The following is a 15,240-nucleotide window of genomic DNA, read 5'->3' as shown; positions in this document are numbered from 1 at the left end:
TAGACGATGCGGGACGCCTATCTCCATGTCCCCATGGGAACCGATTGTCCCAGGTCGTTCTCCAAGAAGATGGTGCCATCGGATTTGTAGACGATTTTCTGGACGCGGAATTTCTGGAAACCGGACCCGAGGGCGACGGTGGTTTCCTCTCCGGGCAGAAGGCCGCAAGGCAACGCGAGACTCCTGACTCCGTCCGCATCGAGCAGGGCGGCTTTCGCGCCTTCTGCCCTAGAGGACTCCTCGGCCAGCTTCAGGTTGACGCGCTCAAGCTCCCTGGAGAGCCTGCCGGAGTCCCGCTCGGCTGCACGTGCTCGGCTCTCGGCATCGGATGCCCTCGCGGTGGCATCCGCCAGCTTGGTCTCCGCATCCGCGAGATCATCTTTCAGGCTCGAGCACACCGCCAGCTGCCGGCGGAGGGCGCTGACCTTGCCCTTGAAGGTCTCCAAGTCTTCCTGAAGCAGCTCTGCGGCTCGTGCCTTGCCTTCGGCTCGGTCGGCTCGCTCGCGTTCGGACTCGACGGCCTTCTTCAGGCTCTCGAGATCGCCTTGAAGTGAATCGCTCGCGGCGCGGTCGAGTTCGGCCTGCTTCAAGTCGAGCGCTTTCTGAAGCTCGCCGATCTTCCTTTCGTACTCCGCCGTACTCTTGTCGTATCTGCTCTGCGCCGACCGTGCCTGTTCGTGGATTCGCGCGTTTCCGCGCTCCAACTCGCCGAGTTTCTGCTCGAAATCATGGCGCTGGTGATACGCCTCCTCCCGTGCCGCCTGCAGGTCCGCTTGGATCAGCTTGCTCTTCTCCTGTGCGGCGGACAGGGCGGCGACGGCGTCGGCGCGGGCTTTCTGGGTCTGTGCCAGACTCCTGGCGATGGCCTCTTTTTCTTGAACCAGGTCGTTGAACTTGCCGGTGTTTTCCTGCTCGCTGTCGCGCAGCCGGCAAGCGCCCTCTCGCTCGGCATCGAGCGAGGATTCGAGTTCCTCGACTCGAGTTGAGGAATCGGCGAGCCTCTTTTGCAACTCGTCCCTTTCGGCCGATACCGTCTCGAGCTCTACTTTGGCCTTGGCGATGGAATCGGTGAGGGCCGCATTGTCTTTCCTCAGCTCGCGGTTGGTCTCTAGCTCGCCCTCATGGAGGTCATAGATCTTGCCGAGTTCGCCCTTGCGCTTCTTGAGTTCCTCCCTGCAGACCCTCATGAGACGCTCGTAGTCGTCCTTGGCCTCGTTGAGTTGCCTCTCATAATCCTCTGCCTGGTTCTGGAGGGTGGCCATGTTTTGGGAGAGCTCGATCGATTGCTCCTCGGCGGCCTGCGCCCTGGCGACGAGACCGTTGACCTCATCTTTTGAGAGTCCGCTCGCGTTCTCCATCTTGGATCGCAGGCCGAGGATCTCCTGGCGGAACTCCTCCTTCTCGGTTCGTTCGCCCTCGACCTGGGCATTGAGTTCTCCGAGCCGCGTCATCAGGCTCTGCGTCTTTCTCCGCTCGGACTCAAGCGATTCAAGCGTCTCGGCGTTGACACGCCTCAGGTTCTCGGCCTCATGTGAGGACGCGGCATTTTCGGACGCGGCTTCGACCTTCGCGGCCAACTCGGCGATCCTGAGCTTGAATTCGGCGCATTCGCGCTCGTGCGTGCGGTTGGCCTCCGTTAGCTGGTTCTTAACGGAAGAAAGTTCCGCCAAGGCGGTATCGCGCTGATGCAGGGCATCACCGACCAGCCGTCTCGCCTCGGTCCGCGCGGCCTTCATGCGCCGTGCACGATTTCGTGAGCTATGCGCAGCCTTGAAGGGGGCATCTTCAGGCAATTGACCCATGGTCTCTCCAATCCGAGCTTAGATTTCAGACATTTCTTCGATATCCTTCGGAACCTCGATTCCTTTGACGGAACACATGTAACGCAGCGCCTCGCGTCGATTCTGGGCGCGGGGTGCGACCATCGCCGAATGGTAATCGCCCATGAACGTCCAGATGATGCCCGAAGTGGTCTTGTTGGCAGTGAGGGAATATTTCTCTGCAAGCCTTTCCGCTTCGTTCGAGCATTCCCGATCGGCCTCGAGGGCGGTATCGCGGGAGGCGTCCGCTGCCTTCTCGGACTTCGCCCGAATCCTCTTCAGATAGAACCTAAAACCGTCCGCGCGGCGAAGCCAGTTGAGCGGGAACATCGCATAGCGCTTGAATGCCGCCGATCCGCCTTCGGAATTTTGATTCATGAGCTCGTCGAGATACAGGTCCCATGCATCGCAGATCTCATCGGCCTCGGCGCCCGAATCCATGACATCGCGGATTGCCGCCATGGTCTTATCGAGAAAGACCCCATCGATGTGTTTTGGAGACGATTCGGCGATGAAACGTGCCACGTAGCGGACCTCGGCACTCCAGCCGCCGATGTCACCCGAACCGCAATCCCCATTCTTTCCAGAGAGTTCACTTCTCTTGTTGGGGTCATTAGAAGAATAAGAAAAATAATTATCATTATTATTCTTATTATTATTTATATATACGTCGTTGCTCGTCTCGGGCATGTCGTTTTCCTGCGGTTTTGTTGCATTTTCCCAGCTAGATGACGGTGCCGTAAATTCATCTTGCTCGACGTTTTCGCAGGTCGCGCCGATACGACGACTTGGCGCATCGTTGTGACAAAATGACGCATCGTTGTGACAACTTGGCGCATCGTTGTGACAAAATGACGCATCTGCCTGACCTGCGGATTGTTGAAAACTCGAGTTTTCAACAGCCGAGATGTGACAAGTTGACGCATCTGCCTGACCTGCGGGTTCCCGAAAGTCGAAATCGAGGATTTGCCTGCCGCGGGATGCGGAGACGGGGGTCGTCGCCTCGATTGCGGCATTGATCTTCTCCTGGATGGCGAAATAGGAGCGGGGCGATTTCATGCCGTTCGCCTCCCTGCCGGTGCGGTACAGCTCGTTGTAGCCGATGAGGCCCGACTTGCAGAGGCTGTCGAGCGCACGTTGGACGGAGCGGCGAGAGATATAGAGGTCGATGGCGAGCTGGTCTTGCGTGACGTAGTAGCCGTACGCCGCGTGGTGACTCATCGAGTAGATCTTGGCGTACACCGACAGCTCGGCGCTGGATGCCTTGAGACCCAGACCCGCGGGGTCCACCATCCAATCGAAAACGGTATAGAAGTTGCGGTCGAGTGCGTTATCAGGACATCTTGTCGTAGGCACCGTCATCGACCTCGCTTTCGCTTGATTCATCGGTCGGCTTGGCATCTTCTGATACGGATACGGCATCCGCAAGAATCGACTCCACGGCATCGTAATCGCACTTGAAGCTCATGGACAGTCCGTCCTCGTCCATAACGGCGCAGACAAGGCCCTTTGCGGATAGCTCGTTGAGCACCTTGAAGACCCGCGCGATGCCGCCCTCGCCGCGACCGCGGACGGGGCAGCCCTCATCGAGGGCGCGGGCGATGTATTTCGATGTGATGCGCTCGCGTGCGGGGTCATCGGAGCAGTCGCGCTCGAAGATGAGGGCGAAGACGATTGCGCGGGGGCCGTTGAGGCCGAGCTTGTTCATCCAGCCGTACTGTTTCCAGTAGGGCTCGTTTTCCAAACGGGGTGCGGTGGTGTCGTTGTAGCTGAAATCCATGGTAGTCCTCCTATTTTGCTATCGACATGACTCGGTTCCAACCGTTTCGGCCGGAAATGCTTTCGATAGGAGAGGAGGGGCGGCAAGACCCTTCGTCGATGCAGGCGACCCAAGTGCTGGGTTCGTTCTCGCCGACATGGGTGCGCTCGATGTAACCGCGCTTGGACAACTTGCCCAGAACGCGCCTGACGGTCGCGACCGATGTGTTGGTGAGGAATGCGAGCATGGGTTTCGAGACGCTGACGCCCTCTTTGCCCGCTTCGCAGATAAGCGCGAAGACGATGAGCTCGTTTCCCGATAGATCGAGTTCGCGCATCATCCAAGAGTCGATGGTGATGCTCATTCGGGTTCACCTGCCATGGTACATCTGCATGGCGAAAAGACCCCGAAGGGCTTAACGCTCTCGGGGTCGATGGCTAACAGGTTGCACGGATAGGCGGCAGCATCAACGGCTGCACGCCCAGCAGGGCGGGTCATGCAGTTCATCTCCTATCGTCCGGCTTGGGGAACCGGTATGCCTTGATTTTGTGGCGGTATGCCGAGCTTGTCAACTAGGCATTTTTGAGAAGGGCTTTGAGCAACAGCTTTCCGAGCTGGGCTTCCCCGAGATGGTCGAGCAGGGCATCGTCCAGATCGTCTCCATCGTCTTTAACGATCGGGTCGTCGACGGCCGACTCGCCGCCCAAGAGGGGTTCGTCTCCGAGGATGTCCACGCCGTATTTCCTGAAGAGGGGTGCGTACTGCTCCTTGATTTTCGCCCTTGCCAGGCAGCGCTCGCTGACCGTCTTGAAGAGGGACTCGTAGCTGATTCCCGCGAGTTTGAAGACGTAATCGCGGTTGAAGGTGAAGCGCTTCTGGAGGCGCTGGTACTCAATGGCGTCGGCGCGGCACATGGACTGGAGCTTTGAGCGGCTGCAGCCGAGAATCCTTGCGGTCTGCTCGGAGTTTAGGACGAGGGGAAGCTGCAAGAGCTCCTCATCGGTAAACGGAGCGGGCTTGATGCTCTTTTTGGCTTCGGCTTCATTCACCCTACATCGCCTCCGCAATTTCGCTATCAGGTTCCTCTGTTGACCACAGAACCTCCCGCTCGATAACGGATTCAAATGCGGCCAGGAATCGGGCGGCACCGTCTGCTGGGAGCAGGGCCCTCATGAGCAGGAACTCCATTGCGGTCGGTTCGCGCAGGAAGTTGCATTCCTCATCGAGCAATGCGGGACCGTCAATTGACTCATTCATGGCATTGGCGAAAGTTTCCTCATCCTCGACATAATCCAGAAGGACTGTCGTCGCAGATTCAAATGCAGGGTTTTTGGTCATCATGTCTCCGTAACTAAATCGAACTACTTGGGGCATAGTTGACGAATAGGGAATCTGATTCCGCATTCGTAGCTACAAGCGAGATATTAGTCCTTTTTCCAGATTTGAGCAATATGATTTAGAATCGCAATTTACATACGTGGAAATTGCCTATTTGCGCGATTTATATCTACATACGCGAAAATCACTTCCAAATCATGTATTCTGTAGCCAGGTAGCAACCAGACTACAGATAGGGGAGACCATGACATTCAAGGAAATACTTGAGAAATACGGCATCACCGCATCGGAGCTCAGCCGCAGGTCCGGTGTCTCGACTTCGACCCTGAGCACGTTCGTAAACGGAAGGTCGAAATGCCAAAACATGCAGATCTCCACGTTCCTGAGGATTTGCAAGGGGCTGGACATTCCGTTTGAGACCTTTGTCGAGGACCTGTTCGATGGCGAGGAGGGAAATCCCGGAAAGGAGGCGCTCCTCTCGGGTGACGAGGAATGTCTCGTGAGCGATTTCAGGGGCTTCAACGCACAGGCGAAGTCCTGCCTCATGCGCGTGTCGAGCGCAATGAAATTGGACCCCTCGAACATGCAGAGGAATCGCGAACCGCAAGCGATGGATGAGGTGGCTGCCGGCAAAGACGGTCGCGGTGCCGTCTGTGAGGATACCGAATAGCCCGCCGTGGCGCTGCAGGCGGAACACTTTGGGTGTACCAAGCTACCTTGCTACATACGTAGCCGGATAGCTATGTAGCCGACTACCTGACAACATCTAGACGCATATGGAGAGATAGGAGTTTTAGCCATGGCCGAGGAGAAACGACTACCGGCAGTTAAAAAGCAGATAGCGGGCAAGGATCGCCCCTATACGAAGCTGGAGGCCATTATCAAGGGTGCCGGCTACACGAATACTCAAGTGGCACACCTAGCGGGTATACCGATCAGCACGCTTCAGACGATAATCCGGCCCGAGGCCGATTTGGGGACCGTGCGCGTCTCGAACCTGCTTTCGCTTTGCCGAGTGCTGAATATAACCATCGAGCAGCTCTTCGATAATCAAGCGCCACTTACCGAGGATACCGATGCCCCGGTAGGTCAGCGCTTGGAACTGGTCATGCTGTTCAATCGCCTGAATACCAAGACTCGCGGCGAGCTGATCGGCATGATGAGGAGTCTTGCGAAGGACCCGAACCGTCTCATGGTCTGGCCGCAAAATCGAGAATAGCTTCAGACGGGCATGTAGGCATGTAGCCCCGTGCCCAACTACCGTGCAGCACGCCTACATGTCTACATGCCTACATGCCTATTTAAGACAGACGACATACCACTTACCGCCGTCCGCGATAAGCGACCTGCGGTGGGTCCTGTTGCCGCGACCGATGACATAGACGTCGCGGACATATGCGAACCTGCCCGCTGTCCGCGACGGACACATGAGAGGTGCCCCGCTGCTCGAGATCGCGAAGCGACGACCATCGGGCCAGACGATGCAGGTCGGGTTGTCGTCTGCATCCTTTTCGATTGCTACCTCCATGAGGTTCATCCCATCTCCGACCATTCATCCCCCTATAGACGAAATAATCCAACGCCCGCAGCAACGCGGGCGTTTTTCATTACAGCACCATCGCATATTACCGAGTGCGTAGGGGGCAGTTGCCTAGGCGGCATATCGGCTACACCGCTACAGAGCTACACGCATACACGACTACACACGCAGCACGATAGTAGGGCAGCTGGGACGGTTCATCCCCTCATTCGCCTGAAGTCGGGTATGGCGGGTTACCGTAACGTCTTCTCTGCCCCTCCATATGATGCCGCTGCTCCCGCAACCGGCAACCTGCATACATTGCTACCGTTTCGTTTCGGTAGTCGGCTACAGGGCTACATCGCTACATAACCGACAGGAACACAGGTAGATGCAATATTTTGAGTATTCGATACGTCTGGTTGGGGTGCGCTGATTGCCGCTGCGGCAAGACCCGAACGACGGCACATAGTTTGCCGTATGGTCGCGGGGCTAGCAAAACCTCCAATTGGAAGGAGTACCTCGATATGCGCAAACACGAGGCCAAGAGCAAGAAAATGATTATGAAGCCGGCAGTCACCATGGCCGTGACCGCGGGCCTCATGCTGTCCCCGGTCATGCAGACCATGGCATTCGCCCAGTCTGCCGCACCGATGGACAACCAGACTGAGACCCAGACTGACACCCAGAAGGTCACCGAGCAGGCCGTGAAGGATGCCAAGGCGGCTATGGATGCAGCCGAGGGCAAGCTGGACGAGGCGAACGAGCAGCTGTCCGCAGCGCAGGGCGTATTGGATGCCGCGAAAACGGCACAGGCCGATGCCCAGACCGCATACGACCAGGCGCTCGCCGGCGCCGAGACGGCAGAGACGGACGTTCAGGCCGCGACAGAAGCAAAGAATGCGGCAGACCAGAAGCTCACCGAGGCGCAGACGGCATATGACGCCGCCGCCGCGAAGCAATCCGATGCCGCAAAGGCGGCCGACCAGGCTCGAGCGACCTACGAGACCGCCAAGACGGGTCGCAAGGACGCATTCAAGAAGATCGAGACTACCAAGCAGGCATGGGTCGATGCCAAGGCAGCTGTCCATACCGCGAAGAAGGCCACCGAGGATGCCCAGCGGGCGGTCAATGAGGCCGAGGCAAAGGTAGCCGACCTCGAGCAGCGGGTGTCCAATGCTCAGGCGGCCGAGGATGCCGCCGGCGATCAGCTCGATGCCCTCCAGGCTGAACTCGACCAAGCAAACGCCGAGCTTGCAGATGCCCAGAAGACGCTCGATGAGAAGCAGGCTGAGCTTGATGCCGCGCAGGCCGACATGGAGTCCAAGAAAACCGATTGGTATGGCAAGGTTCACGCCTATCTCGATGCCTTCGGCAAATGGGGTGACGGTGCCATTCAGAAGCTGACGGAGGTCAAGGATTCCGCCGCAGCGAAGGCGGCAGACGCCCAGACGGCCCTCGACCAGGCGAATGCCAAGCTCGAGGCGGCCAAGCAGGACGTCGCCAACGAGCAGACCCGTCTCGATGCCGCAAATGCCGCCGTCCCCCAAGCCGAGCAGAACATCCAGGACGCGAAGGCCGCTCTCGCTGCCGCCCAGGACGAGTACGACCTCGTCAAGTCCATTGCCGACTCGCTGCCCCAGTATCGCCAGAACCTGGATGCCGCCAAGCAGAAACTCGACCAGGAGCAGGCCGCCTACACCGCGGCGGCAGACGCCTATTATCAGGCCCAGGTTGCCGGCACCGCGACCGAGGATGAGCTGACTTCCCTCATGGACGCAGTCAATGCCGCCCGCGATACACTCCAGCAGGCGCAGGATGCCTACAACGACATCAAGGCGGCTGTCGACGCGAACGAGGCGCAGGCCGCCACGCTCGGCGACAAACAAGCCGCGGTCGAGGCTGCCCAGCAGGCAGTCGACGCGGCACAGGCATCCTACGATGACATCGTGAACAACTACATCCCGACATGCGAGGCACAGCTTAAGGCTGCACAGGATGCCCAGACCGCCGCAGAGCAGGCCGTGGCCCAGGCTACCGATGCCAAGACCGCTGCCGATCAGGCCGCCAAGGATGCAGCCGATGCGCTCGATGATGCCCTGACCCACGCCAATGACCTCGAGCAGCTGAATCAGAATCAGATCGAGGCGGGCAACGTCTTCGCCGCCGCCTCCTCCAAGTATCAGGGCCTGAAGCCCGGCATCGATGCCGCCACAGGCGTCCGCGATGCCGCCAAGGGCGTTGCCGATGAGAAGCAGTCCGACTACGATGCGGGCGAGAAGGCTTTCAATGCCGCGCATGAAAAGACCGTTCTGCTTCAGGGTCAGCTCACCGATGCCCAGGGTGCTCTCGTCGATGCCCAGAAGTCCCTTGAGAACGCCGTCAACGAGATTGACGTGAAGAAGGGCGAGCGAGCCGCAGCGAAAGCTGCCTACGAGCAGGCTCTGAGCGATTACGAGTATGCGGTCACAGCTGAGCAGAAGGCCTTGGATGCCAAGGAGGCTGCGGAAGCTGACCTTAAGGCCGCCCAGAAGGCATACGATACGGCCAAGGCTACCTATGACCAGACCAATGCTGCTGCCGATGCCGCCGGCACCGCGCAGGGCGCGGCCGAGCAGAAGCTCGCCGGCCTCAAGGCTGAAGTCGAGAAGGCAAACGGCATCCTGATTGAGGCCATCGCGGCCGTCCAAGTCGCACAGAGCAATTTCGATGGCGCATCGGATGCCGTCGATGCGGCACAGGCGGCATACGATCAGGCCGCTGCGACCTACAAGAACCTCTCCGATGCCTATGAGGCCGCCAAGACCGAGAACGGTGGTGACACCGGCAACGGCACTACTGGCGGCAACGGTACAACTGGCGGCGAGGGCAGCTCCACCGAGAATGGCTCTATTGGTGACAACTCTGGTAGCTCTGACGAGACCGGTACCGAGCAGGCTGGAGCAACCGGCGAGAACGGCGGTAATGCCGAGCAGTCGAGTACCAATCAGGCCGCGAACGCGGGCGGTCAGCAGGCCGCAGACGGCACTGCTACCGCTCAGGGAGCCATGCCCCAGACGGGTGATTCCACCCTTTTCGAGGTGAGCGTCATCTCCGGTATGGGTGCCGCCGCGATTGCCGCCGCCGGCATCGCACGTCGCCGCGGTCACCATGTCGCGCTCTAGGCTCTAGCGGTCTAGACCCCAAGCCCCTTTCCTCGAGAGGAGGATCCGCCCGAAAGGCGGTTCCTCCTCTTTTTTTGTCGCGATGCAAAGCTATGTCGCTATCCTGCAACATAGCTACATGGCTACACGGCTATACACCCACGCGAACTGCATACCCATCCCGCATGGAAGCCGGTCGCTAACGGCTCTGCCCCCAGCGGCATCCTTCTATTACCGCACCGCGTATCTGCACGGCTTTCCCCACACTTCACTACGGGGCTACACCACTACATAGCTATACGCCTGCCATCCAGCAGGTATCCAGCAAGACAAAGGGGTGCCCGAAATGGCACCCCGCAGGACAGCTAGTTGTTATTATCTTTTTTATCCGCGCTATGTGGCTACGCGTCTATCGGGCTACATGGCTACACGGCTGCATGACTACGCGAATACGCTCGGGCGGGAGAAACCCTTCACCTTTGCCAGTCGTCGATTTCTTTTTCTTCTTATTATTTTTCTTATTCTAATTGTTCTCGTTCAAATCCTGATCGGCACAATCCGGCTATGCGGCTCCATACATACGTGCCTACCGAGCTACATCGCTACGGGCATACTCAGCTACACGCCTACGCACAGATCATGCCAAAGGAAAAGGGACACCGCAAAAGGTGCCCCTTTTAATGGAACTGGAAGTCCGCCACCTAATTCGCATCGACCGCCGCGATACGCCTGCCAATCCATCTCATGACGGGAACCGCCATCGAGTTGCCGATAGCCTTGTAGCGTGGCCCATCGGGGCATTCCTCGGCGGGCCTGCCCTTCCATCTGATAAGCGTATGCCCATCGGGGAAACCCTGGAGGCGTTCGCACTCGAGCGGGGTGAGCCTGCGGACGAGCATGGGATTTGCCTCCATGATCTTGTCTGCGGTTTCAGAGGCAACCATTGCTTCATCGCCACCGCATTTGAGGGTCGGGCAGACGTTGCGGCAGATTGCCGTATGCGCATTGAGGTCGCCCATGGCGATAGGTTTGCTCCCGCTGCCGGCGGCGACCATATGCGGATGGTTCGCGAGCAGCGCGAAGGCGGGATCGCCGTCCGCACCGATTCCAAGGGCCGTTCCGCGCCCGAGCTTCTTGTGACGGGTTGCGACTTGCTTATTGATGGGATAGGTGCCGCCCGTGCATACGAAAGTGGTCTGCTTCACGCCGGGTCTGGCGGCAAGCGCCCCGCTGATGGTTCCGTCACCGCCGATACGCACCTCGTTGCGCACGTTCTGCGCGAATCCGAAGGGCGGTAGAACGCTGTTTTCACGGGCCCAGACGGCGGGGCCGGATGAGGTGTCGAGCGTTGGGAAGATATCGGACTCACCGACCCCAAGACCGTTGCTGCCCAAGTGCGCTGTCTCGCAGACAGGCGTCTGTAGATTTGAGCCGTCCACCACCACTGGAGCATCGTCCTTGCCCATATGCGCAGTCAGGCAACCAGCAATCTCATCGCTGATATGGCAGTGAGCCTGCGTGCCAGTCATGCAGACGACATTCTGGCCCCTGTCAGCGCAGGGAGATGAATCGCCCCGAGCCGTCAGACATCCCGCGATCTCGGTGCTGTACTGCGACAAGGCCATACCCTGTCGGTCAGCGCAGTTCAGTGGCAAGACTGCCGGTGCATGCCAATCCGCGGTGAGCGTGTTCGCCTGCTCTTCTGCGTATCCTAGCGTGTTTGCTCGGGGCGCGGCGCTGTACTTGAAGCCTGCGCACGCAGCGTTGCGTCCAGCTCGGCGGGCAAGCTCCTGCCTCTTTTCACGGCTCGATTGAGGATTCCCCGACAGGCAGTCGGGCTCAAAGAGAACCTCTGCGGGGGATTCGGATCCAAGATGTCCGACAAGAAACAGACGGCGGCGTCGCTGGGCCACTCCGAAGAATTGCGCGTCCAGTACTCGCCATGCGAGACTATACCCGAGTTCATCCATTTCGCTGAGCAGCTGCCCGAAAGCGCCCCCATCCTCGCTCGTGAGCGCTCCTGGGACGTTTTCCCATAGAAACCAGCGAGGACGAAGCTCCTGTACGCATCGAATGTACTCGAACATAAGGCCGGACGCGCCTTTGAGACCCTCGCGCTTACCCGCCACCGAGAACGATTGACACGGGGATCCGCCAACAACAAGGTCGATAGCTCCATCGATTTCTTCCTTCCAGTCGATTTTGGTGATGTCTCCCAGATTGGGAACGTCTGGCCATCTCTCGGCCAGCACGGCGCACGGGAACGGCTCGATTTCCGAGAAGGCCAACGGCTCCCAGCCGAGTGGCTCCCAGGCGAGTGTCGCCGCCTCGACGCCGGAAAAAATGCTTACGTAGCGAAAGCCCAAGGGGTCCTCCTGACCGCGAACCTACAACGGTTCCCAGTCTCTGGCACCAAGAAAGACCCGACGGAGTCTTGCCGCAGCGGCAATTTCGCAGCTAGATAGCTATCTATCGACCTATATCGATCAGAAGTTTTCGCCCTATACGGCTTCGTCGCTACCAAGCTACAGACCTATCGGGCTATGTGGCTACACGGATACAGAGCTATTCGAATAGACAGGAAGTTTCAGTCCGATTTTTGCTCCATCCGATAGGGTGGATTTTGACTTATATGCACTATATATGTATCATGTCAGTATGATTGAGAACGGATACATAGAATTCGAGTGGGACGAGCGCAAGGCCGCCATCAACGTAAAGAAGCACGGAGTGAGCTTCGAATCGGCGGCCGATGCGTTCTCGGATCCATACGCCCGCGTCGTGTCGGATGGCAAGCACTCGGACTACGAGGAGAGATTCTTTCTGATAGGAATGGACTTGGAATCGCGTGTGCTGACGGTCTGCCACTGCGAGAGGAATGGTGGCTCCACCATCAGGATAATCTCGGCGAGAAAATCGACGAGGACAGAGGAACGGCAGTATTGGAGGTATCGAAATGAATGGTAAGGACGAGATTATGGAGATGCCCGCCGAGGTCGACTTCTCCGACAGCGTTCCGAACCCCTACATCGGCAAGGTCCGCCGCCGCGTCACCATGAATATCGACGGCGAGAACATCGACTACTTCAAGGCGGAAGCCGCCCGTACGGGCGTGCCGTACCAGGTCATCATCAACATGTTTCTCACCGAGTGTCGCGAACAGGGAAAGCATCTTGCATTCTCCTAGCACACCGGCTGGTGAGTGACGCGAGGTGATAAGGCGAAGCAACACAGGTAAATTGTCCTAAGGGTCGTGCCGCAAGCTCGACCCTTTTTCACGTTATCCCTCAATGACCGTCAACGTCGCGGTCCCACTCAGGCCGTGGTTCTTCCCGCGCTATACGCCTATCGAATTACGAGACTACCGCGCTACACTCATACCGTGCAACACGTCTACAGAGCTACACGCCTACCGGACTACACAGCCACACGCATAGCCGCCAGCCTGCGTAGCTACCTACCGCTCTTATCGGCGGGGGAGTGCGACAGCATATTCCTGAAGCCCTCCCGCCGCCGATTGAGTTCATCGAGTTCGTGAGCGAGGGCGGTCTTGTCTTCGAACAGGTCATCGACACTCATATCCTTATCCGGATCCAAGCCCAAGACTGTATCCATGATGACCGGATAGGATGTCCGGAGGGCATCGGTATCGCCGAAGCTGCGGATGATGAATCCGAGGCTGTTGCGGCTGGATTCGAGCAGCTGATCGTTGACGTAGAGAAGGGTGTCGTAGCCTTTTGCCGATGCGTCTTTGCTGAGCATGGCGACGATGGACATCCGCTCACCGTTTGACTTCTTGTCTACCTTTTCGGGTTTCAGAAGCTGCAGGCTACTCGGTACATAGCAGGATGAGCTGTGGTACTCGGCATTTACCTTTAGGCACCCGATGGCAAATTGCGCCGCATCGCCCGATATCCAGATCTCGGCGTTGACTCGGGTTGATAGGGGGTCGACCTTGCTGACATGGGTGGCGGAGCTGGCGAAGAGATTCATCATGCGTGCCGCCAAGGCTTTAGAAGGGAAGTATTGCGAGAGCGAGCTCCCCAAGTCACGCGTAGTCAACGTCCCGGTGACCGCTTTCTTATAGAGTACCCACGGTTTGACATGGCATTGATCGATATCGATGCCAACAAGGTGGTTAAATCTCTTCTTGGAAAATGTCACCTCGAGCATGCGGGTGTTTCCTTCCTCTCCATAGCAGATGAGGAAATCCTTTCCGCAGAGATTACGGTCGTATCCTTTTGCGAGATTGGAAATTCTCTGAACGTCCCTGTTGTCGGCTTTCATAGCGTCCTCCTTGCCTTTTCGACAAGGATTGCCCAGACAGTGGAAACCCAGCGAGTCATGCCGCAGCGGTATTTGACAAGCGCGAACTGAATGCCAAAAAAGGAGGAGGGGCGCGAAGCCCCTCCTCCTAGATAGTCTATAGCCCGGTTACCTGCCTGCCAGTTCGCTCCCCCCGAAACCATCGGGGTGCTTGGGGTCGAGCCCCTATACATGGGAAGTTCTATCGCGGCCATGCCCGCTATGCGTGTAGACGCACACCACGCCAAACGTCAGGTTTACCAGCCGGGGCTGAACTCTCGTTCGAGAGCAAAGATATTATAGCATCCACAAATCCGAAATGACCTGACACATTTGAATACAATCGGACTACTCAGCTACAGAGCTACATGGCTACGCCTAGGGAAGAATACGGAGATCATTTCGCTGTCCAAACCTTCGGCGCAATCACGCCGGGAGCACCGGCATTGAATCCAGTACGGTCGGCAGAAATTGAGACATCCCAATTCGAGCAATCGAGCATTAAGGAGCGGCAATTAGAGAAGGCGTAGCATGCGGTTTTCATTTTTGCGAAGTCGAGTCCGCCGAATTCAACGCTGTCGAGGGCGTGGCACTCACTAAACATTATGCCAATGAAGGTCGGAGATCCATTCCATCCGGCGAAACTGACGGTTTTAAGCGAGTAGCACGCGGTGCACATCGACTCAATGTTGGCAAGGCGTTCGACATTCATCCCCGAGAGATCGAGGACGGTCAAGGCATCACAGTGCCAAAAGGCGTGTTGCCAATTTATGCAGTCGGACATGTTGAATCTCTTGATATCGACTGTTCTCAAAATTGAGAACAGCTGGAACCAAAAGCTCATATCATGCGGTTTGATGCCGTAATCGACAACAGAAACAGACAAGATGTCATCGTGATGCTTAAACCAAGGACAATTTGTCGGACCGTTGTTATTAGAACTGTGATCGGTGTCCCAAGTTGCCCGATACGTTTCCGTCTCGAACCCTGTGTACACCTCAGTCACCCTGCGGTTATTCAGCATGTCACCGACTTTCGGCAGACCCTTACGTTTGTAGAACATGAGGCTGTGATCGTCCTCGGAGTATACGGCGAACGCCGTTCCGTGTACGGGGTCGACGATATCGGCGTCTGTCATCGACCCGTTGCCGCCGCCCGTGCCACCAGCTTCCCAGCTCCCCTTGTCGATCCCGTTGTCGAGCGTCCCCGCCACCGTGTTGAACTGGTTCCTGATCGCAGACGAGACCCACGGTCCCGCGATCAGCACCACCAGGACCATGATCGCGATGATCAGGACGTACTCGATAGTCGACTGCCCTTTCGGGAGGCGGGTAAATCTCGGAGATACCCCCCCCC

The 15,240-nt window shown here is 57.8% G+C and carries 16 protein-coding genes; 6 read left to right on the top strand and 10 right to left on the bottom strand.

Going from position 1 to position 15,240, the window contains the following annotated elements; translation table 11 throughout:
* Window positions 1–17 precede the first annotated feature (17 nt).
* The 6 genes from AAAV21_RS08665 to AAAV21_RS08640 all read right to left on the bottom strand — a co-directional run bounded on the left by AAAV21_RS08665 (window position 18) and on the right by AAAV21_RS08640 (window position 4,917).
* The gene (locus tag AAAV21_RS08665) at window positions 18–1,802 is read right to left on the bottom strand and encodes a hypothetical protein (RefSeq protein WP_349108913.1); all 1,785 of its coding nucleotides are present in this window, start codon (window positions 1,800–1,802) and stop codon (window positions 18–20) included.
* A gap of 18 nt (window positions 1,803–1,820) precedes the next feature.
* Entirely contained in the window at window positions 1,821–3,062 is a 1,242-nt protein-coding gene (locus AAAV21_RS08660; RefSeq protein WP_349108911.1) for a hypothetical protein, read from the bottom strand.
* Between the two features lie 91 nt (window positions 3,063–3,153).
* On the bottom strand, window positions 3,154–3,600 hold the full coding sequence (locus AAAV21_RS08655; RefSeq protein WP_349108910.1) for a hypothetical protein: 447 nt from the start codon (window positions 3,598–3,600) through the stop codon (window positions 3,154–3,156).
* 10 nt (window positions 3,601–3,610) lie between these two features.
* On the bottom strand, window positions 3,611–3,943 hold the full coding sequence (locus tag AAAV21_RS08650) for a MarR family winged helix-turn-helix transcriptional regulator (protein ID WP_349108909.1): 333 nt from the start codon (window positions 3,941–3,943) through the stop codon (window positions 3,611–3,613).
* Window positions 3,944–4,151: 208 nt separating this feature from the next.
* Window positions 4,152–4,628: a hypothetical protein gene (locus AAAV21_RS08645; protein WP_349108907.1), complete on the bottom strand. Its 477-nt coding sequence runs from the start codon at window positions 4,626–4,628 to the stop codon at window positions 4,152–4,154.
* Window position 4,629: 1 nt separating this feature from the next.
* Window positions 4,630–4,917, bottom strand: coding sequence for a hypothetical protein (locus tag AAAV21_RS08640; RefSeq protein ID WP_349108905.1), 288 nt, complete (start codon window positions 4,915–4,917; stop codon window positions 4,630–4,632).
* Window positions 4,918–5,161: 244 nt separating this feature from the next.
* Between AAAV21_RS08640 and AAAV21_RS08635 the strand changes: the two genes are divergently transcribed.
* Window positions 5,162–5,587 (top strand): helix-turn-helix transcriptional regulator, encoded by a 426-nt coding sequence (locus tag AAAV21_RS08635; protein WP_349108904.1) that lies wholly within the window; start codon window positions 5,162–5,164, stop codon window positions 5,585–5,587.
* Window positions 5,588–5,716: 129 nt separating this feature from the next.
* Window positions 5,717–6,136: a helix-turn-helix transcriptional regulator gene (locus AAAV21_RS08630; RefSeq protein ID WP_349108902.1), complete on the top strand. Its 420-nt coding sequence runs from the start codon at window positions 5,717–5,719 to the stop codon at window positions 6,134–6,136.
* Between the two features lie 78 nt (window positions 6,137–6,214).
* Here AAAV21_RS08630 and AAAV21_RS08625 read toward each other — a convergent pair whose 3' ends face one another.
* On the bottom strand, window positions 6,215–6,469 hold the full coding sequence (locus tag AAAV21_RS08625) for a hypothetical protein (protein WP_349108899.1): 255 nt from the start codon (window positions 6,467–6,469) through the stop codon (window positions 6,215–6,217).
* A 494-nt stretch (window positions 6,470–6,963) separates the two neighbouring features.
* Between AAAV21_RS08625 and AAAV21_RS08620 the strand changes: the two genes are divergently transcribed.
* Window positions 6,964–9,600 (top strand): hypothetical protein, encoded by a 2,637-nt coding sequence (locus AAAV21_RS08620; protein ID WP_349108897.1) that lies wholly within the window; start codon window positions 6,964–6,966, stop codon window positions 9,598–9,600.
* 680 nt (window positions 9,601–10,280) lie between these two features.
* Here AAAV21_RS08620 and AAAV21_RS08615 read toward each other — a convergent pair.
* Window positions 10,281–11,204, bottom strand: coding sequence for a DNA cytosine methyltransferase (locus AAAV21_RS08615; RefSeq protein ID WP_349108895.1), 924 nt, complete (start codon window positions 11,202–11,204; stop codon window positions 10,281–10,283).
* Window positions 11,205–11,453: 249 nt separating this feature from the next.
* Here AAAV21_RS08615 and AAAV21_RS08610 point away from each other — a divergent pair, with 249 nt between their 5' ends.
* The 3 genes from AAAV21_RS08610 (at window position 11,454) to AAAV21_RS08600 (ending at window position 12,766) form a co-directional block, all read left to right on the top strand.
* A complete protein-coding gene (locus tag AAAV21_RS08610; protein WP_349108892.1) occupies window positions 11,454–11,618 on the top strand; it encodes a hypothetical protein in 165 nt (54 codons plus the stop codon).
* A gap of 619 nt (window positions 11,619–12,237) precedes the next feature.
* Window positions 12,238–12,546, top strand: coding sequence for a BrnT family toxin (locus AAAV21_RS08605; protein ID WP_349108891.1), 309 nt, complete (start codon window positions 12,238–12,240; stop codon window positions 12,544–12,546).
* Entirely contained in the window at window positions 12,536–12,766 is a 231-nt protein-coding gene (locus AAAV21_RS08600) for a hypothetical protein (RefSeq protein ID WP_349108889.1), read from the top strand. The genes AAAV21_RS08605 and AAAV21_RS08600 overlap by 11 nt, the downstream gene beginning before the upstream one ends.
* A gap of 266 nt (window positions 12,767–13,032) precedes the next feature.
* Here AAAV21_RS08600 and AAAV21_RS08595 read toward each other — a convergent pair whose 3' ends face one another.
* Window positions 13,033–13,866: a PBECR4 domain-containing protein gene (locus tag AAAV21_RS08595; protein WP_349108887.1), complete on the bottom strand. Its 834-nt coding sequence runs from the start codon at window positions 13,864–13,866 to the stop codon at window positions 13,033–13,035.
* 415 nt (window positions 13,867–14,281) lie between these two features.
* Window positions 14,282–15,240 (bottom strand): BspA family leucine-rich repeat surface protein (locus AAAV21_RS08590; protein ID WP_349108885.1); only part of this gene is annotated, 959 nt, incomplete at its 5' end.

Source organism: Collinsella sp. CLA-AA-H302 (assembly GCF_040093305.1).
Lineage (GTDB): Bacteria > Actinomycetota > Coriobacteriia > Coriobacteriales > Coriobacteriaceae > Collinsella.
Note: the sequence above shows the minus strand (reverse complement) of the source record. Positions and strands in the feature narration are given on the sequence as shown.